Consider the following 17,672-nt stretch of genomic DNA (forward strand, 5'->3'; position numbering starts at 1 on the left):
GCCGTGCCACCTACCGGGGCGCCCGTTGCTCCCGTTACCACCGAGCCGAGCGACTCGCGACGCGCCGACGGCGCCGACCGGCGCCGCAGGTACCGTGCGAGCGTGAGTTCGACCAGCATCCAACCCTCGCCCTCGGCCCGGGCTCTCCAGGACGTGCGGGAGGGCTGGGGTCAGCGGGAGCTGTGGGGGCACCTGGGCTGGCAGGACATCCGGCAGCGCTACCGCAGGTCGCTGCTCGGCCCGCTGTGGATCACCATCAGCATGGCGGTCACGGCGATCGCGCTGGGCATCCTCTACGCCGGGCTGTTCGGCAACTCGCTCGAGGAGCAGCTGCCCTACATCCTCGTCGGGTTCATCGTCTGGGGCTTCATCGCGGGCTGCATCAACGAGGGCTCCGAGGTGTTCATCGCCAACGTCGGGCTGATCACGCACCTGCCCGCGCCGATCAGCGTGCACGTGTACCGGCTGATCTGGCGGCAGGTCCTGTTCTTCGTCCACAACCTGGCCGTCTACGCGGTCATGCTGATCGTCTTCCCGCAGCCGCTGGGCTGGGCGAGCCTGATGGCGATCCCCGCGTTCGTGCTGCTGGTGCTCAACGGCGCCTGGGTGGCGCTCGCGGCGGGCATCGTGAGCACCCGGTTCCGTGACCTGACGCCGATCACCCAGAGCATCGTGCAGCTGATGTTCTTCATGACGCCGATCGTCTGGATCTACGGGGACCTCCTCAACAGCCCCAACCCGAGCATCGCGGAGCGGGCCCGGATCGCCGAGTTCAACCCGTTCCTGCACTTCCTCGAGATCATCCGCGCGCCCATGCTGGGCGCGGACCAGCACCTGCGGCACTGGCTGGTCGTCCTGGCGATCACCGTCGCGGGCTGGGCGCTCACCTTCGTGATCATGCGGCGCTACCGGGCACGCGTGGCCTACTGGGTCTGAGGACCCGGGGCAGAAAGGCACAGACTTCGTGGTCAGCATCGCGACGCGCGACGCGTCGGTCGACTTCCCCATCTTCAACGCCAAGACGCGGTCGCTGAAGAAGACCGTCCTCGGGATGGTCGGCGGCAACATCTCCAGCGAGGACCGCGTCCCGGTCATCCAGGCGCTGCACGACGTGACCCTGGACCTCGACCACGGCGCCCGCGTGGGGCTGGTCGGCCACAACGGTGCCGGCAAGTCCACGCTGCTGCGCCTGCTGGCCGGGATCTACGAGCCGACCAGTGGCACCGCTGTCGTCTCGGGGCGCGTCGCGCCGGTGTTCGACCTGGGCGTCGGCATGGACCCGGAGATCTCCGGCTACGAGAACATCATCATCCGCGGCCTGTTCCTGGGCATGTCCCGGAAGCAGATGGAGGAGCGGGTCGACGACATCGCGGAGTTCACCGAGCTCGGTGACTTCCTGTCGATGCCGCTGCGCACCTACTCGACGGGCATGCGGGTCCGCCTGGCCCTGGGCGTGGTCACGAGCATCGATCCGGAGATCCTGCTGCTCGACGAGGGCATCGGTGCCGTGGACGCCGCCTTCCTGGAGAAGGCGCGGACCCGGCTCAGCGACCTCGTCGACCGGGCCGGCCTGCTCGTCTTCGCCTCGCACTCCGACGAGTTCCTCCGGCAGCTGTGCACCTCGGCCATCTGGATGAACCACGGCAGGGTGAAGGCACACGGGCACCTGGACGACGTCCTCCGCGCCTACAAGAGCCCCGAGGTCGCGTGACCGCCCGTCCGGGGGCCGACAGTGCCGTGCCCGCCCGGTCCGCCCCTGCCGCGGCCGAGTTCGTCGCGGCGGTCGTCGTCACCCGGTACCGGGCCGGACTCCTCCGGGAGAGCCTGGCCGCCATCGCCGAGCAGACCCGCTCCCTCGACCTCGTCGTCGTGGTCGACAACGGCGCCGACCCGGAGACGGAGGAGGTCGTCCGCGGGTGCGGCCTGCCGGTGGCGTACGTGCCGTCGAAGGCGAACCTGGGCGGCGCCGGCGGCTTCGCGCTCGGGCTGCTGACGGCGCTGGCGCGGGGAGCGGACTGGATCTGGTGCGCCGACGACGACGGACGCCCGGGCAGCGCCGACGCCCTCGCCATCCTCCTGGAGGAGGCCCGCCGCCGGGACCTCGCGGAGGTGTCACCGGCCGTCGTCGACAAGGATGACCCGCTGCGGCTGGCGTTCCCGCTGCGCCGGGGGGTGCGCTGGAAGGGATCCGTCTCGGACTTCGGCCGCGACGAGTTCCTGCCGGGTTACGCCTCGCTGTTCAACGGGGCGCTCTTCCGCGCCGGCACCCTCGAGGCGGTCGGCGTGCCGGACCTGCGGCTGTTCATCCGCGGGGACGAGACCGAGGTGCACCGCCGCCTGCAGCGCTCGGGCCTGCGGTTCGGCACCACCATGCGGGCCACCTACCTGCATCCCCAGGGCGGTGACGAGTTCCTGCCGATCCTCGGCGGACGGCTCGCGGCCCAGTACCCGAACGACGACGTCAAGCGCTACTTCACCTACCGCAACCGCGGCTACCTCATGGCCCAGCCGGGGATGCGCTGGCTGTTCCCGCTCGAGCTCGTGCGGTTCGGCTACTTCTTCCTCAGCCGCGGCGACCTGCGCGGCCTGCGCACGTGGCTCGGCCTGACCCGCGCCGGCCGCCGGGAACGCTTCCGTCGTCCCTGACGCCCGGCGGGGCCGGCGCGGTCAGAGGACGGTGCGCGGGAAGCTGGGCTTCGGGTCGAAGCGGACGCCCTCCAGGAACTTCCGGGCCAGCCGCAGGCGCAGCCGCCGCGACACGCGGCCGGCCTTGAGCCCGCGGTAGAGCCGCTGGGCGAAGCGCATCGCCGCGAACGGGTCCTCGTGGTGCCAGCGGTAGGAGGCCTCGTTGCGGACGCCGTACTCGAACTTCCACATGTTGCCGGGGTTGACGTCGCCGAAGTTGACGCCGCGGTTGACGCCGAGGTCGTGGGTCACCGTGCTGTTCAGGCACTGGATGCCGGGGCCGGCCTTGGTGATCCGGCGGGTGTACTCCTGGTCGTCGAACCAGATGAAGTACTCGGCCAGCGGCAGGCCGAACTCGCCGAGCACCCAGCGCGGGAAGAGCACCGACACGAACGAGCACGAGTTGACCAGCACCGAGGACTGGCCGCGGACCAGCAGCTTCCCCCAGTCCCACGTCGGCTCCGGATTGTTCATCTCGCAGATGTCGCCGTCGGTCCAGCGCACGACCGAGCAGGCGTAGGGCAGTCGCATGCCCATGCTCTTCTCCGCCGCGGCGTGACCGTCGAGGAGCTCGCCCAGCGCGGTGGGGTCGGCGTAGCAGTCGTCGTCCATGATCCAGACGAAGTCGGCCCCGCGCTCGTAGGCCAGGGCCATCCCGCGGGAGAAGCCGCCGGCCCCGCCGGTGTTCTCGGCCAGCCGCTCGATGCTCACCGTCGGCCGGTCGGCGTAGGCGGCCAGCACCTTCGCGGTGTCGTCGGTCGAGGCGTTGTCGACCACGATCACCTGCTGCGGAGCCCGCTCCTGCGCGAGGACGTGGTCGAGCACCGTGCCGAGCTTGTCCGCGCGGTTGTAGGTGACGATCACCGCCGCCACGTTCGTCGCGGTGTCGGTCGGTCCGTCGGCCGTCACGAGGCCCACCTTTCGTAGAGGGACCGGGTCCAGTCGCGCGCGCGGGGAAGGGCCGCGAACGCCTGCATCCGGGTGTGCTGCTTGGAGGCCAGCCGGGCGGCCAGCGCCGGGTCCTCGGCCAGCCGGGCGAGGCGCTCCTCCGCGGCGCGGAGGAAGGCGAGCGGGGGGCGGGGGCAGAGCAGCTCCTCGGCCACGACGGAGGCCTGCGACCCGACGTCGGAGCTGAGCACGAGGACGTTGTGCGCGTCGGCCTCGAAGGACGTCAGCGTGACGCCCTCGTTGTCGGAGCTGAGCACCAGCACGTCGGCCTCGGCGAGCGTGTCCGCGACCGACCGGGTCGAGTCGCGCAGCTCGACGAACTCGCCGAGACCGAGCCGGTCACGGTCGATGCGCACCTCGTCGCCGAGCTCGCCGTCGCCCTGCATGACGAACCGGACCCGGTCGCCGAACCGGGCGTGCAGGCGGTCGGCGAGCCGGAGGAACAGGTAGGGCCGCTTCTGCTGGGTGAACCGGCCGACGAACGCGATGGTCAAGGGGCGGTCCGGGGTGGCCGGCGTCGTCACGGCGTGCGGTACCGGCTCGTCCGGGGCGGTGTCGTGCCGCGACTCCACCGTGAGGTCCGCCAGGGTCGCGAGGGTGACCTTCTCCTTCGGCAGCCCGTGCCGGTCGACGAGGTAGTCGCGGAGCTGCGGGGAGATGACGTGGTGCTCGTCCATCACGTCGGACAGGCGGACGGCGATGTCGACGAAGCCGCCGGTGCGCCACTCGAGGACGTGCAGCGAGTCGACCATCTGGGTGTCCGGGTACTGGGTCCGGATCCACGGCAGCCGCTGGTAGAGCCACGTGCAGTGGTGCACGTGCACGCCCCGGATGTCGAACCGGGTGAACAGCTCGGCGAGCAGGCGGGACTCGTGCTCCTCGGCCATGGGGGTGGTCAGGGGGATGACCAGCGCGCCGTCGAAGGCGGGCCGGTCGATGTCGGGGTGGCCCGAGGGCCGGTCGGTGACCACGATCGGCAGCAGCCCCGCCTCCCGGGCCATGGCCACGGTCTCCATCGCCCAGCTCTCGGCGCCGCCGAGCTCCAGCCAGTGCAGGCCGAAGAGGACCGCCGGGCGGGTGCCGCGGCGAGCCCCGGCACCGCCTCCGACGGGGCGCGGCGTGCACGGGATCGGGCGGCTCGCCCGCCGGTTCTCGATGTGGTCCGTCCGCCGCTGGCGCAGGGCGTCGAACGCGACCGGCACGCGGGCACGGACGGCGTGGCGCACGGTGCCGAGCCGGCTGACCTCGGTGCCGCCGCCGCGCAGGTGGTACCCGACCTGCGCGGCGCCGAGGTCGACGACGACGTCGGTGGGGACGACGTCGTCACGGGTGGGGACGCCGGTCGCGCAGGCGAGCACGCTGCCGACCGTGGCCCGCCCGTCGGGCCACTCGATGCTGGACGTCGTCTCGTCGGTCAGCGCGGGGAAGTCCGGCTCGACGGGCCGGAGCACCGTCGCGCGGACGCGCTGCCCGGGCCGGACCAGGCAGTGGAAGGTGAGCGCGCCGTCGAGCAGCCGTGCCTCACGGACGCTGAGCCCGGACAACCAGGCCGGCGGGTCGACGACGTCGTAGGTCAGACCGGAGCCGGCCGTGGCGGGCGGAACGCTCACTCAGTCCTCCAGGCGGCCGTCGAGGGAGGCGCCCTGGTCGAAGAAGGGCCGGATGCGGTTGTCGAACATGGTCAGCGCCGACCCGATGGCCATGTGCATGTCCAGGTACTTGTAGGTGCCCAGCCGGCCGCCGAAGAGCACCCGCCGCTCCGCGGCCTCCTTCGCCGCGAGCTCCCGGTAGCGCTCCAGCTTCGCGCGGTCCTCGGCGGTGTTGATCGGGTAGTACGGCTCGTCGCCGGACTCGGCGAAGCGGGAGTACTCGCGGACGACGACCGTCTTGTCCTCGGGGTAGTCGCGCTCGGGGTGGAAGTGCCGGAACTCGTGGATCCGGGTGAAGGGCACGTCCTCGTCGGCGTAGTTCATCACCGACGTGCCCTGGAAGTCGCCGATCGGGAGGACCTCGGTCTCGAAGTCCAGCGTCCGCCAGCCGAGCTCGCCGGCCTCGTAGTCGAAGTACTTGTCGATCGGGCCGGTGAAGATCGTCGGCACGTCCTGCGGCAGCTCGCCGCGCACGTCGAAGTAGTCGGTCGAGAGCCGGACCTCGATGTTGGGGTGGTCGGCCATCTTCGTCAGCCAGGCGGTGTACCCGTCGACCGGCAGGCCCTCGTAGGTGTCGTTGAAGTACCGGTTGTCGAACGTGTAGCGCACCGGCAGGCGGGCGATGACCGCCGCGGGCAGCTCGGTCGGCTCGGTCTGCCACTGCTTCTTCGTGTAACCGCGGATGAACGCCTCGTAGAGGGGCCGGCCGATCAGTGAGATCGCCTTCTCCTCGAGGTTGGCCGCCTCCGCCGTCTCGACCTCGGAGGCCTGCTCGGCGACCAGGGCGCGGGCCTCGTCGGGGGAGAAGCTGCGGTCGAAGTACTGGCAGATCGTCGAGAGGTTGATCGGCAGCGAGTACGTCTTGCCCGAGTAGATGCTGAAGACGCGGTGCTGGTAGTTCGTGAACGAGGTGAACTGGTTGACGTACTGCCAGACCCGCTCGTTGGACGTGTGGAACAAGTGGGCCCCGTAGACGTGCACCTCGATGCCGGTCTCGGGTTCGGGGGCCGAGTAGGCGTTGCCCCCGATGTGGTCGCGGCGGTCGATGACGAGCACCCGCTTGTCCAGTTGGCTGGCCACCCGTTCGGCGACCGTGAGGCCGAAGAATCCGGAGCCGACCACCACGAGGTCAGGGCTGGCTGTAGTCACGCCTGGGGACGATACCGTCGGGAGCACGAAGCCTCCGGAGGCCGCACGTCTAGGGTCGAGCCGTGGTTGACGTGTCGACGCAGGAAGCGCTGCGCGTGGTGGCCGTGACCTACTCGCCCGGCGAGGTGCTCGAGGGGTTCCTGACCTCGCTGACCGAGGCGACCACGCTGCCCGTCGAGGTGGTCCTGGCCGACAACGGCTCCACCGACCAGGTGCCGGAGCGGGCCGCCGCGCGCCATGAGTTCGTCCGGTTCCTGCCCACCGGCGGCAACATCGGCTACGGCGCCGCGGCCAACGCCGGGCTGGCGGGGCTGACCTCGGGCTACGCCCTGATCGCCAATCCCGACGTGCGGTTCGAGCCGGGGGCGGTGGACGAGCTCATCGCCGTCGCCCGCCGGTGGCCCCGGGCGGCCACGGTCGGGCCGGCCATCATGACGCCCGACGGGGAGCTCTACCCCTCGGCGCGGGACCTGCCGCGGCTGTCGACCGGCGCCGGCCATGCGCTGCTCGGGTGGGCCTGGCCGGCCAACCCGTGGACGGCGCGCTACCGACGTGAGCGGGAGGCGCCGAGGGAGCGGCCGGCGGGCTGGCTCTCGGGCTCCTGCCTGCTCGTCGACCTCGCGGCCTTCTGGTCCGTGGGGGGCTTCGACCCGGGCTACTTCATGTACTTCGAGGACGTCGACCTCGCCGAGCGGCTGACCCGCCGGGGGTGGCTGCACATCTACGCGCCGTCCGCCGTCGTCGTGCACGAGGGCGGCCACGCGACCCGGCGCGAGCCGCACCGGATGCAGCGGGTGCACCACACCAGCGCGCTGCGGTATCTGGCCGGCCAGTACCCCGGGCGCCGTCACGCGCCGCTGCGTGGCGCGCTGCGGGCGGGGCTGGGCGCCCGGATGCTGGTCTCCTACGTGAGCGGGAAGGTGGCCGCGGGCGCGCGGTTCCAGCGCCGGGCCGCGGAGCTCGGCCCGGCCGCGCCCGACCTCTCGAAGGACTGAGGGTGCGCCACGCGGTGATCATGGCCGGTGGCTCCGGCACACGGCTGTGGCCGCTGTCCCGCGCCGGCCGCCCCAAGCAGCTCCTGGACGTGGTGTCCGGCCCCGACGGCGGTGCCCACAGCCTGCTGGTCGAGGCGTTCGACCGGCTGCGCACCCTGCTCCCGGCCGATCGGATCTGGGTGTGCACGGCGGCCCGCTACGGCGAGCAGGTGCGCGCGGCGCTGCCCGAACTGCACGCAGACCGGCTGATCCTCGAACCCGTGGCCCGCGACACCGCCAACGCCGTCGGGCTGGCCGCCGCGCTGGTGGCCGACGTCGATCCCGATGCCGAGCTCGCCGTGGTGAGCGCCGACCACGTGATCCGCCCGGTCGACCGCTTCGTCGCCGTCCTGGCCACGGCCTTCGACGCGCTCAGCGCGCGGCCCGACTCGCTGGTCACGCTCGGCATCACTCCCACGTCGCCGGCCACCGGGTTCGGCTACGTGCAGCGCGGGGCGCCGACGGGGATCCCCGGTGTGGCCGAGGCGGCCGCCTTCCGCGAGAAGCCCGACCGGGTCACGGCCGAGGCGTACCTGGCCTCAGAGACGTACCTGTGGAACTCCGGGATGTTCGTCTGGCGCGCGCAGACCGTTCTCGACGCGCTCGCCCGCCACCTGCCGGAGACCGCGGCGGGCCTGCGGCGGATCGTCACCGCCGAGCGCGGCCCGGCCCGGGACGCCGTCCTGGCGGAGGTCTTCCCGACGCTGCCGAGGATCAGCGTCGACTACGCGGTGCTGGAGCCCGCCGCCGCCGAGCCCGGCCGCGTCCTCGTCGCCGACCTCGACGTCGACTGGCTCGACGTCGGCTCCTGGCCCGCCCTGGCGCACACGCTCGACCCCGACGGGGCCGGCAACGCGGTCCGCGGGCTGACCGTGGTGCTGGACGGGTCGGGCAACATCGTCCTCAGCGACGACCCGGCGCACGTGGTGGCGCTGGTCGGCGTCCGGAACAGCGTGGTGGTGCACACCGCGGACGTGACGATGGTCTGCCCGGTCGCGGACGCCGAGCGGGTCAAGGAACTGCTCGCCGCCGTCGAGGAGCGGCACGGCCTCCGGTACAGCTGACCGGCCCCGCGCGGGCGCATGGTTGGCTCCGAGGCATGAAGAGCTTCGACGTCGCAGCCGTGGTCACCGGAGGAGCCTCCGGGCTCGGCGAGGCCACCACCCGCGCACTGGCCGCCAAGGGCGCCGCCGTGACCGTCCTCGACCTGCAGGAGGACCGCGGACAGGCCCTCGCGGCGGAGCTCGGCGGGCACACGACCTTCGTCCGCACAGACGTCACCGACGAGGCCTCGGTGCAGGCCGCGATCGCCGAGGCGACCGCCAAGGACCGGCCGCTGCGGATCGCCGTCAACTGCGCCGGCGTCGCGTGGGCGCAGCGCACGGTCGGCCGGGGTGGTGAGCCGCACGATCTCGGCGTCTTCACCAAGACGGTGATGGTGAACCTGGTCGGCACGTTCAACGTGCTGCGGCTGGCGGCCGCCGCGATGGCGGCCACCGAGCCGGAGGACGAGGACGGCGAGCGCGGTGTCATCGTCAACACCGCCTCGATCGCGGCCTACGACGGCCAGATCGGGCAGATCGCCTACGCGGCGTCCAAGGGTGGGGTCGTGGGGATGACCCTCCCGGCCGCGCGTGACCTCTCCAGCGTCGGCGTGCGGGTGTGCACCATCGCGCCCGGGCTGGTCGACACGCCGATGATGGCCGGTCTCCCGGAGGAGGCGCGGCAGAGCCTCGCGGCGGGCATACCCTTTCCCAAGCGCCTGGCCCAGCCGGCCGACTACGCCCAGCTCGCCCTCGGGATCATCGAGCACGGCTACCTCAACGGCGAGGTCATCCGGATGGACGGCGCGCTGCGCATGGCCCCTCGTTGATCCACTGTTGCTGATCAGTAGCCGCTGATCCCTCTTCCCCGGAGCAGCTCCTGAGCACCGCCGTCGCGACCGCCCCCGCCTACGAGGCGGTGTGGACGGCGGACTGGCCGCTGGACCTGCTGAGTGCCCTGGCGCCGCACCGCCGCGGCGCGGGCGACCCGGCCATGCGCGCGGCCGACGACGGGCTGTGGCGGACCACGAGCACGGCCGACGGGCCGGCGTCCGTCCGCATCACCGTCGCGGCGGGCGAGGTGCGGATCGCGGCGTGGGGGGCGGGCGCCGAACGGGCGGGCGCGGCGGTGCCGGAGTGGCTGGGGGCGGCGGACCGGCCGGAGGCCTTCTCACCGGGCGCGCACCCGTTGGTCGCCGACCTGCACCGCCGGACCGGATGGCTGCGGCTGAGCCGGACCGGCCGCACGTGGGACGCGCTCGTGCCGGCCGTGCTGGAGCAGAAGGTGACCACGATCGAGGCGAACCGGGTGTGGCGCGAGCTGCTGCGGCTGGCCGGTGAGCCGGCGCCGGGGCCCGCGCCGGCCGGGATGCGGGTCGTGCCCTCGGCGCGCCGGGTGCTCGACGTGACCGACTGGGAATGGCACCGCTGCGGCCTCGACGGCGCGCGCCGCCGGGCGCTGCGGGCGGTGGCGACGGTCGCCGCCCGGCTGGAGCCGGAGGACGGCTGCGACTCGGCGACCCTGCAGCGGCGGCTGTGCTCGGTGCCCGGCATCGGGGTGTGGACGGCGGCCGAGGTGGCGCAGCGGGCTCTCGGCTGCCCCGACTCCGTGAGCGTCGGCGACTACCACCTGAAGAACATCGTCGGCTGGGCGCTGGCCGGCCGGAAGACCGACGACGAGGGGATGCTCGAACTGCTCGAGCCGTGGCGCGGTCAGCGGCAGCGCGTCGTGCGGCTGATCCTCACCAAGGGAGGAGCGGCGCGGCCGCCACGCCGCGGGCCGCGCAACGCCCCGACGAACTACCGCGGGATCTGACGCGGTCAGAGGCCCAGGACTCGGCGGAGGCCTCGGTCGACGGACTGCATCAGGGCCGCTGGAAGGACGCCGGCCCGGTCGTCGAGGTCGTTCTTGTCCAGGGTGACCAAGGCGGTTCCGTTGACGACGGAGTCGCGGGGGAGCCCGCTGACCGTCGACGGGAGGAACGTGTTTCCCGGCATGGTCGCCAGTGCCGTGTTCGAGGTGATCACCGCGGCCACCACGCTGGCCAGGCGGCTGGCGTTGTAGGCGTCCGACTGCACGATCAGCACAGGGCGTCGTTTCGCCGGGCGGCTTCCGACGGCCGGTCCGAGGTCGGCCCAGTAGATGCCACCCCGTTCGATCACCACTCGTCGGCGGTGCCGGCCATGAGACGCCGTCCGACGCCGATCGCGGCGGCGCCGGAGTCGTCACCTTCTCGCAGGCTGTCCAGTGCGCTGTCGATCTCGTGGGTCAACGACTGGGCGTCGAGTTCCTCGAGGTAGCGCTGGGCGGCCCGCGCGAAGAACTCCGACCGGCTCATGCCGAGTTCGAGCGCTCGACGGGACGCCCGCTCGAAGGTGTCATCAGGAAGCGAGATGGCGGTTTTCACCCCGCCAGTATGACCGGGTATAACTACGCCGTCCAGCTTCGGCCGGTTGCGGGCCGGTCAGAGACCGTTCAGCAGGGCCAGCAGGTAGTCGCCGTAGCCGCTCTTGCCGAGGGGGCCGGCCGCCGCGCGCAGGCCGTCGTCGTCCAGCCAGCCGTTGCGCCAGGCGACCTCCTCGATGCAGCCGATCTTGAGTCCCTGCCGCTCCTCGACCACGGACACGAACTCCGTCGCCTGGCGCAGCGACGCGAACGTCCCGGTGTCCAGCCACGCGGTGCCGCGGTCCAGGGCGGTGACGGTCAGCCGGCCCTCGCGCAGGTAGTGCTCGTTGACCGCAGTGATCTCCAGCTCGCCCCGGGCCGAGGGCTTGATGCCCCGCGCGACCTCGACGACGTCCCCGGCGTAGAAGTACAGGCCCGGGACCGCGTAGGAGCTCTTCGGTGCCGCCGGCTTCTCCTCGATGGAGAGCACCCGGCCGTCGTCGTCGAAGTGCACGACGCCGTAGTCCTCGGGGTTGGCCACGTGATAGGCGAAGACGTGGCCGCCCTCGGGCTCGGGCAGCCGCGACAGCGCCGTCCCCAGACCGGCGCCGTAGAAGATGTTGTCGCCCAGGACGAGCGCCGCCGCCTGCCCGTCGAGGAACTCCGCGCCGATGAGGAAGGCCTGCGCCAGCCCCTCCGGCTTCGGCTGGGCGGCGTACTCGATCCGCATCCCGAGCCGGGCGCCGTCGCCGAGCAGGTGGCGGAACGCCTCCTGGTCCTCGGGCGTGGTGATGACCAGCACCTCGCGGACGCCGGCCATCATCAACGTGGAGAGCGGGTAGTAGATCATCGGCTTGTCGTAGACCGGCATCAGCTGCTTGCTGACGGCCTGGGTGATGGGGAAGAGGCGGCTACCGGTTCCCCCGGCCAGGATGATCCCGCGCATGGGCGGAACCGTACCGACCCGCCTCGGTCGCCCCCCGCCGGACCTGCCCTGACGACGAGCCGCCGGGACTACCGGACGGACGAGGGAGCCCGGTTCCGCAGCTCCGCGTACCGGGCGGCGCACTGCTCCATGGTGGGCAGCAGACCGCGCTCCTGGGCCTCGGCGAACGAGGGCGCGGCGCGGTCCTTGGCGGAGAGCTCGAACTCGACGTCGTCCGGCCACGGCAGGGCCAGCTCCGGGTCCATCGGATCGATCCCGAACTCGCGCTCCGGCGCGTAGGGCGTGGAGACCAGGTAGGCGACCGAGCTGGCCGGGGCCAGGGAGAGGAACGCGTGGCCCACCCCCTCGGAGAGGAACACGGCGCGCGGCTCCTCGCTGTCCAGCAGGACGGAGTCGTGCACGCCGAAGGTCGGGGAGCCGACCCGGATGTCGAGGATGACGTCGAGGATCACGCCCGACGGGCAGTACACGTACTTCGCCTGACCCGGCGGGACGGTGGAGAAGTGGACGCCGCGCAGCGCGCCGCGGCCGGAGACGCTGTGGTTGGCCTGGGCGAGGGGGAACGGATACCCGATGACGTCGGTGAGCACGTCGGCCCGGAACCACTCGACGAACCGCCCGCGGGAGTCGCCGTGCGGCACCAGGTCCAACACATAGGTGTCGGGCACGGCGAGCTCGCGGATGTCCACGTGTCGACGGTAGTCAACCGGGCCGGTCACGTTGCGGGACTGCCGAGCCACAACCTCCCCACGAGTGACGAGCCGCCGGGCGTACCCACGGGTTCCCAGCGGGTGGTCCAGCCCTCCGCGTGCAGCTGCACGATCGCCGCCCCCAGCAATGCGCCCAGGTTCAGCGCGGCCGTCGTGGTGGGGACGTCGGTGAGGTGCACGTCGACCACGCCGTCGCTCTCACCCCCGTAGCGCAGCACCACGGGGAACTCCGGGAGGGCGGCACTCGCGACGCGCAGGGCCTCGGCGACCGCCTCGAGCTCGCCCGCGCGGGGCACCAGGTCCCACCCGGGCTCCCGCGAGCCCACCAGGTCACGGGAGCCGTAGGGGAAGAGGTCGTCGGCGGGCAGCCGGACGAGGGGGCGGGTGCCCTCGTCGGCGTCCCCAGCGGGCCGGTCCACCGGCAGACCGCGGACGACGGCCACGGGCACGCCGGCGAGCTTGCCCTTCACCAGGTCGGCCGCCGACGCCAGCTCGTCGACCACCGCCACCCGCGTCGTCTCCAGCCGGTTGCCCTGGGCGTCGACCTGCCCGCGGTGGTCGGTGAGGGCGACGATGCCGGCCGAGCCGACCGCCACGTCGGTGAGCCCCTCGCGCCAGGTCCGGCCGAAGGTGTCGCTCACCACCACCGCGACGTCGACGCCGAGCAGGTTCCGCAGCCGGGTGCGCAGCGCGCGGGCAGAGGCGTCGGCGTCCTCCGGGAGGAGCACCAGGGCGTCCTGCGCCACGTTGGACGCGTCGATGCCGGCCGCGGCCACCACCCAGCCCTGCGGCGTCTGCACGATCTTCAGCGGTCCCCGGCGGGCGACCACCCGCACGGTCTCGGCATCGATCGCCCGCTGCCGAGCTGCTTCGCGATCCGTGCCGGGCGCGACGCGGACCAGGCGGCCCTCCACCTTGGAGACGACCTTGGAGGTGACGACGACGACGTCGCCGTCGGCCAGCCACGGGGCGGCCGCTGCGATCGCGGCGGCCAGGTCGTCGCCGGGGGAGAACTCGGGCAGGCCGGGAACGGGGAGGACCGAGATCCCGGCCGGGACCTCAGACACCGGCGGCGGAGAGGGCGGCGCGGGCCAGGTCCGCCGTCGCCCCGGGGTCGGACATGAGCAGCGGCACCCGCCGGACGTCGACGCCGGGCACGTCCGCCGCGTCGTCCTCGGCCACCAGCCAGGCGTCCAGCAGGCCGCCGGCCGCCCGGGCGCCGTAGTGCCGCCCCACGCCCTCCGCGCTGACCTCGATGCCCAGCGCCGGCAGGCAGCGGTCGGCCATGCCCCGGACGACGGCACCTCCGACGATCGGCGAGACGCCGGCGATGCGGCCGGGGGAGGCGAGCAGCGCCGCGCGCAGCCCGGGCACGCCGAGGATCGTGCCGATCGAGACCACCGGGTTGGACGGCGCCAGCAGGACGGCGTCGGCGCTCGCGAACGCCTCGGTCACCCCGGGGGCCGGCCGTGCGTCGTCCACACCCACCTGGACGAAGGCACGCGGCTCGAGGGCCGCGCGGTGGCGCACCCACCACTCCTGGAAGTGGATCGCCTGCTGCCGTCCGGTGTCGGGGTCGGCGACGACGACGTGCGTCTCGACCCGCTGGTCGCTCATCGGCAGCACCGTGACGCCGGGCTGCCAGCGGTCGGCCAGTGCCGCGGTGACCGCGGAGAGGGGATAGCCGGCGTCGAGCATGCGGGTGCGGATCAGGTGGGTGGCGAGGTCGCGGTCGCCGAGCCCGAACCAGGCGGGGTCGGCCCCGTAGGCGGCGAGCTCCTCCTTGACGGTCCAGCTCTCGCGGGACCGGCCCCAGCCGCGCTCCTCGTCGATGCCGCCACCGAGGGTGTAGACGACGGTGTCGAGGTCCGGGCAGATCCGCAGACCGTGCATCGTCACGTCGTCCCCGGTGTTGACGACCGCGGTGATGGCGGCGTCCGGGGCCGCGGCCCGCAGCCCACGCAGGAATCGAGCCCCACCGGTCCCTCCGGCCAGCACCACGATCTGCACGAAAGACATCGTGCCCGATAGGCAGTTGTCGACTGTTCCATGGGCGTGTCGGGGGTTGGAACGAGATCTGACGAACGCCTGGTAAAGGAGGGGCTGGTGTGGCGTGTCGCTTACACGGGGCAAGGTTGACGGGCAGGCAACGACACGCGTGTAATTCCGGCGATGTCATCGAGTGCAGGCCGGTCCGGGAACGTCCCGGGGACCGCGCACCGGGGCAACAGCGAGAGGGGACGCACCATGGCCGAGATTTCGTGGTTGAGCGACTACGTCAGTGCGAACGACCGGTCCGCGGACCGGTTCGGAGCCGGCGCAGGCCACGGCATCGGCGGTCAGGGAGTCGGCACGGGTCAGGGCATGGGCATGGGTCAGGGCATCGCCGGGCTGCTCGGCATCGGGGCCGAGGCGGACGCCCAGTCCTGGCAGGAGCAGGCGCTGTGCGCCGAGACCGACCCCGAGGCGTTCTTCCCCGAGAAGGGCGGCTCGACCCGCGAGGCGAAGAAGATCTGCACCGGCTGCGAGGTCAAGGCCCAGTGCCTCGAGTACGCGCTGTCCAACGACGAGCGCTTCGGGATCTGGGGCGGGCTGTCGGAGCGCGAGCGCCGTCGCCTGCGCCGCCGCGCCGTGTGACCCGTACCCCCAGCTGACCCACAGCCGCCGACGGATCCCGTCGGCGGCTGTGGTCGTATTCGGGACGTGACCGCCCGGCCCGCATCGACGCGGATCGCGCTCGGACGGGCCTGCGTGGTGGCCGAGATCCGCGCGGCGGCGTCCCTCATGGCGGCGCTCCGGGCGCCGGTGACCGCCCGGGCGCCCTGGCTCACGGCGGTCGTCAACCAGGGCGGGCCCGTCCGGTCGCGCTCCCGCCCCGTGGCGGTCGTCGTCGCGGTGGACGGGCAGCGACCGGACGCGGCGGCCTTCCTGTCCCTGCGGCGTCGGGGCCTGACGACGGTCGTCTCGATGCTCGGCGGCGGGACCGAGCCGCTGCCGGGCGGCCGCCCGTCCGCGCGGTTGCTGGTGCGCGACGAGGAGGCGGCGGCCCGCCTCGCGGACGGACTCTGCGACCTGCTCGGCACGCTGCGCGGGCCCTGGAGCCTGGAGCTGGCCGGACTGCCGCTCGGGGACCCCACGTCGCGCGCCCTGGCTGCCCGGTTGCCCACGTCCGTCCTGGCCAACGTCCGGAGCACCCGCCTCGTCGACGGGCTCGACGACCGGGACGGCCCGGGCGGCACGCCGGTGGTGCGCAGCCGCGACCCCCGCGTCCTCGAGCGCTGGCTGCCCGCGCTCCTGGCCGGAGTGGCCGATCCCCGCGCCCGCGCCTTCCTGCGTTCCGCCGCGCGGCTGCACGCCGCCATCGGGCAGCTGGAGCTGGCGGTAGCGGATGAGAACGGCGTCCTCCGTGCCGGGCTGCTCACGCTCGTGGACGGCGACGACCGCTGGCCCTGGTGGGGGACCAGCGAGGTCGGCGGGCTGCGGGAGGAGATGGGCGCGCCGCTGGTCGGCCTGACGGCGGGGGGATGGAGCGCTCTCAGCCCCGGCGCAGGACGGTGACGTCAGCGGAGTCGAGCGTCGCGGCCCGGCCGGACCCCAGCCGGATCTCGCCCTCGGCGCGCACCCACCCCTCGGCCGGCTCGCCGTCCACCGGCGCGGCGCGCACCCGGAGCTCGTAGACGCGGCCGGTCCATCCCGGGGGCGTGCCGTTCGGCCGCACGTACGTCGGGAAACGGCCCGAGAGCTGCACCGTGCCGTCGTTCCCGGTGATCGTGAGGGCGGGGGAGGGGAGGTCGCCGTACTCGCGGACCGTCGGCACGCATCCGGCCGCCACCGGGTCCTCCGGGGCCGTCGCGGTCAGGCAGTTGAACGTGGGCAGCCGGACGTGGGCCACGCCCTGCTGCCCGCTCCATGTCGCCTCGACGACCGGATAGGTCGCGGTGATCCCGACGGCACGCTGCTCCAGCACCAGCCCTCCGAACTCGAGGCGGGCCGCGCCGCCCTCCCGGCCGGGCCGGACGGAGGCGTCGGCGAGCTCGCCCGCGCCCGGCTGCCCGGGGGTGGGAGCCGCGGGCACCGCCGGCAGGTCGACCGTCTGCCGGATGCGGTCCCGGTCCGGACCCGGCGGCCGCTGGGCGAGCGCGAGGACGGTGGCGACGATCAGCAGGGCGATCAGTGCCAGCGCCCCGAGCACCAGAGCCCTGTTCCGGCCTCGTCCGGTGAACGGCTCCGGCGCCACGTCCGGAGCCGGGGACGGCGCCGCGCCGGGACCCCCGGCGAGTGCGGGCCAGCCGCCGGGAGGCGGGGCCGGCGAACCGGCGGTGCCGGGCGGCGACTCCAGGAACGCGGCCAGGTCGTCGTCGCGGTACGGAAGCGGGCCGGCCGGTCCGTCGTCGCCCCCTGCGGGGAGGCGACGCCGGCCTTTCCGGCGGCGCAGCAGGAGCAGCGCACCCACGGCGGTGAGGACGAGCGCCATGACGACCACGAGCAGGACCCAGGGCGGAATCCAGGGCCCGGCCTGCGAGATGTCCATCGGGCCCAGCATCGCAGGGAGGGGCGCCCCGCCCTGCCGTGGTCGGGATCGCCGGGTCAGCCGGTGGGGTCGATCTCCTCCGGGTCGCGGCCCAGCAGTGCCGCCACCTGGTCCACGACCACGTCGCGCACCAGGTCGGCGAGGTCGTCGCGGTCGTGCGCGCGGATCTCCAGCGGACGGCGGTAGACCACGATCCTCGGCGGCACCTCGTGGCCGTCCTCCCGGTGCGCCGGCAGCACCCGGGCCAGCGGCACGCTGCCGTCGTCGAGCACGTCGGCGTCGGGCAGGGCGTCGTCGGGGCTGGTGTGCTCCACCCAGGGGACGTCCTCGACGGCGAACTCCACGCCGGCCAGCTCGCGCTCCCAGCGGCGCTCGAGATCCTCGACGGCGTCCAGCACCAGGTCGTCGAACTGCTCGGCCCGGCTGCGCGCGAGCGGCACCTCGGCGGGTACGAGGCGACCGCGCAGGCCACGGCCGTGGCGGTCGCGGCGGGAGGGCGTCGGGCGGCGCGGAGGACGGGTCATGACGGGGCGAGCCTACGGCGGCCGGGAGGCCCCGGACCGGTGTCGGGGCCCACGGGGTTGTCGTGCA

20 protein-coding genes are annotated in these 17,672 nt (G+C 73.3%); 9 read left to right on the plus strand and 11 right to left on the minus strand.

Annotation, left to right across the window (positions count from 1 at the left end):
- Positions 1 to 102 precede the first annotated feature (102 nt).
- Genes E4P39_RS09535 through E4P39_RS09545 form a run of 3 tightly spaced genes read left to right on the plus strand, consistent with a single transcriptional unit; the run spans position 103 to position 2,646 of the window.
- A complete protein-coding gene (locus tag E4P39_RS09535) occupies positions 103 to 936 on the plus strand; it encodes an ABC transporter permease (protein ID WP_135136240.1) in 834 nt (277 codons plus the stop codon).
- Positions 937 to 964: 28 nt separating this feature from the next.
- A complete protein-coding gene (locus tag E4P39_RS09540) occupies positions 965 to 1,711 on the plus strand; it encodes an ABC transporter ATP-binding protein (protein WP_135136242.1) in 747 nt (248 codons plus the stop codon).
- Entirely contained in the window at positions 1,708 to 2,646 is a 939-nt protein-coding gene (locus E4P39_RS09545) for a glycosyltransferase family 2 protein (RefSeq protein ID WP_280790844.1), read from the plus strand. Before E4P39_RS09540 ends, E4P39_RS09545 begins: the two co-directional genes overlap by 4 nt.
- A 21-nt stretch (positions 2,647 to 2,667) precedes the next feature.
- On the opposite strand, the gene E4P39_RS09550 is transcribed toward E4P39_RS09545, so the two are convergent.
- From E4P39_RS09550 to glf, 3 genes are read right to left on the minus strand one after another with little or no spacing between them, the layout of a single operon-like run.
- Entirely contained in the window at positions 2,668 to 3,594 is a 927-nt protein-coding gene (locus E4P39_RS09550; protein ID WP_209306451.1) for a glycosyltransferase family 2 protein, read from the minus strand.
- Positions 3,591 to 5,243 carry a glycosyltransferase gene (locus E4P39_RS09555; protein ID WP_135136244.1) on the minus strand — a complete coding sequence of 551 codons (1,653 nt, stop codon included), beginning with the start codon at positions 5,241 to 5,243 and terminating at the stop codon, positions 3,591 to 3,593. The genes E4P39_RS09550 and E4P39_RS09555 overlap by 4 nt, the downstream gene beginning before the upstream one ends.
- Positions 5,244 to 6,431 (minus strand): UDP-galactopyranose mutase, encoded by a 1,188-nt coding sequence (glf, locus tag E4P39_RS09560; protein WP_135136246.1) that lies wholly within the window; start codon positions 6,429 to 6,431, stop codon positions 5,244 to 5,246. It abuts the gene before it with no gap.
- A gap of 62 nt (positions 6,432 to 6,493) precedes the next feature.
- On the opposite strand from glf, the gene E4P39_RS09565 reads away from it, so the two are divergent.
- From E4P39_RS09565 to E4P39_RS09580, 4 genes are all read left to right on the plus strand, one after another.
- A complete protein-coding gene (locus tag E4P39_RS09565) occupies positions 6,494 to 7,426 on the plus strand; it encodes a glycosyltransferase family 2 protein (RefSeq protein ID WP_209306452.1) in 933 nt (310 codons plus the stop codon).
- Between the two features lie 2 nt (positions 7,427 to 7,428).
- Positions 7,429 to 8,529 (plus strand): mannose-1-phosphate guanylyltransferase, encoded by a 1,101-nt coding sequence (locus tag E4P39_RS09570; RefSeq protein ID WP_135136248.1) that lies wholly within the window; start codon positions 7,429 to 7,431, stop codon positions 8,527 to 8,529.
- A 35-nt stretch (positions 8,530 to 8,564) separates the two neighbouring features.
- On the plus strand, positions 8,565 to 9,338 hold the full coding sequence (locus E4P39_RS09575; RefSeq protein ID WP_135136250.1) for an SDR family NAD(P)-dependent oxidoreductase: 774 nt from the start codon (positions 8,565 to 8,567) through the stop codon (positions 9,336 to 9,338).
- Positions 9,339 to 9,427: 89 nt separating this feature from the next.
- Positions 9,428 to 10,324 (plus strand): DNA-3-methyladenine glycosylase 2 family protein, encoded by an 897-nt coding sequence (locus E4P39_RS09580; protein WP_245159730.1) that lies wholly within the window; start codon positions 9,428 to 9,430, stop codon positions 10,322 to 10,324.
- Positions 10,325 to 10,329: 5 nt separating this feature from the next.
- On the opposite strand, the gene E4P39_RS09585 is transcribed toward E4P39_RS09580, so the two are convergent.
- The 6 genes from E4P39_RS09585 to cofD all read right to left on the minus strand — a co-directional run bounded on the left by E4P39_RS09585 (position 10,330) and on the right by cofD (position 14,569).
- On the minus strand, positions 10,330 to 10,674 hold the full coding sequence (locus tag E4P39_RS09585; protein ID WP_135136252.1) for a type II toxin-antitoxin system PemK/MazF family toxin: 345 nt from the start codon (positions 10,672 to 10,674) through the stop codon (positions 10,330 to 10,332).
- Entirely contained in the window at positions 10,668 to 10,916 is a 249-nt protein-coding gene (locus E4P39_RS09590; protein ID WP_135136254.1) for a ribbon-helix-helix protein, CopG family, read from the minus strand. Before E4P39_RS09590 ends, E4P39_RS09585 begins: the two co-directional genes overlap by 7 nt.
- 57 nt (positions 10,917 to 10,973) lie before the next feature.
- A complete protein-coding gene (gene rfbA / locus E4P39_RS09595; RefSeq protein ID WP_135136256.1) occupies positions 10,974 to 11,840 on the minus strand; it encodes a glucose-1-phosphate thymidylyltransferase RfbA in 867 nt (288 codons plus the stop codon).
- 68 nt (positions 11,841 to 11,908) lie between these two features.
- Positions 11,909 to 12,529: a dTDP-4-dehydrorhamnose 3,5-epimerase gene (rfbC, locus tag E4P39_RS09600; protein ID WP_135136258.1), complete on the minus strand. Its 621-nt coding sequence runs from the start codon at positions 12,527 to 12,529 to the stop codon at positions 11,909 to 11,911.
- 26 nt (positions 12,530 to 12,555) lie between these two features.
- Positions 12,556 to 13,617, minus strand: a complete 1,062-nt coding sequence (locus tag E4P39_RS09605; RefSeq protein ID WP_135136260.1) for a coenzyme F420-0:L-glutamate ligase — start codon at positions 13,615 to 13,617, stop codon at positions 12,556 to 12,558.
- Positions 13,610 to 14,569 carry a 2-phospho-L-lactate transferase gene (gene cofD, locus E4P39_RS09610; RefSeq protein WP_348633813.1) on the minus strand — a complete coding sequence of 320 codons (960 nt, stop codon included), beginning with the start codon at positions 14,567 to 14,569 and terminating at the stop codon, positions 13,610 to 13,612. The genes E4P39_RS09605 and cofD overlap by 8 nt, the downstream gene beginning before the upstream one ends.
- A 351-nt stretch (positions 14,570 to 14,920) precedes the next feature.
- Between cofD and E4P39_RS09615 the strand changes: the two genes are divergently transcribed.
- Together E4P39_RS09615 and E4P39_RS09620 are read left to right on the plus strand one after the other, a co-directional pair.
- Entirely contained in the window at positions 14,921 to 15,187 is a 267-nt protein-coding gene (locus E4P39_RS09615; protein WP_167761738.1) for a WhiB family transcriptional regulator, read from the plus strand.
- A 66-nt stretch (positions 15,188 to 15,253) separates the two neighbouring features.
- Positions 15,254 to 16,108: a hypothetical protein gene (locus tag E4P39_RS09620; RefSeq protein WP_135136266.1), complete on the plus strand. Its 855-nt coding sequence runs from the start codon at positions 15,254 to 15,256 to the stop codon at positions 16,106 to 16,108.
- Here the strand turns inward: E4P39_RS09620 and E4P39_RS09625 are convergent.
- Complete coding sequence (locus E4P39_RS09625; protein ID WP_135136268.1) at positions 16,086 to 17,081, minus strand: hypothetical protein; 996 nt, start codon at positions 17,079 to 17,081, stop codon at positions 16,086 to 16,088. The two genes, E4P39_RS09620 and E4P39_RS09625, sit on opposite strands and share 23 nt — an antisense overlap.
- Positions 17,082 to 17,137: 56 nt before the next feature.
- On the minus strand, positions 17,138 to 17,605 hold the full coding sequence (locus tag E4P39_RS09630) for a metallopeptidase family protein (protein ID WP_135136270.1): 468 nt from the start codon (positions 17,603 to 17,605) through the stop codon (positions 17,138 to 17,140).
- Between the last annotated feature and the right edge of the window lie 67 nt (positions 17,606 to 17,672).

This window comes from Blastococcus sp. CT_GayMR19, from assembly GCF_004570385.1.
Classification (GTDB): domain Bacteria; phylum Actinomycetota; class Actinomycetes; order Mycobacteriales; family Geodermatophilaceae; genus Blastococcus_B.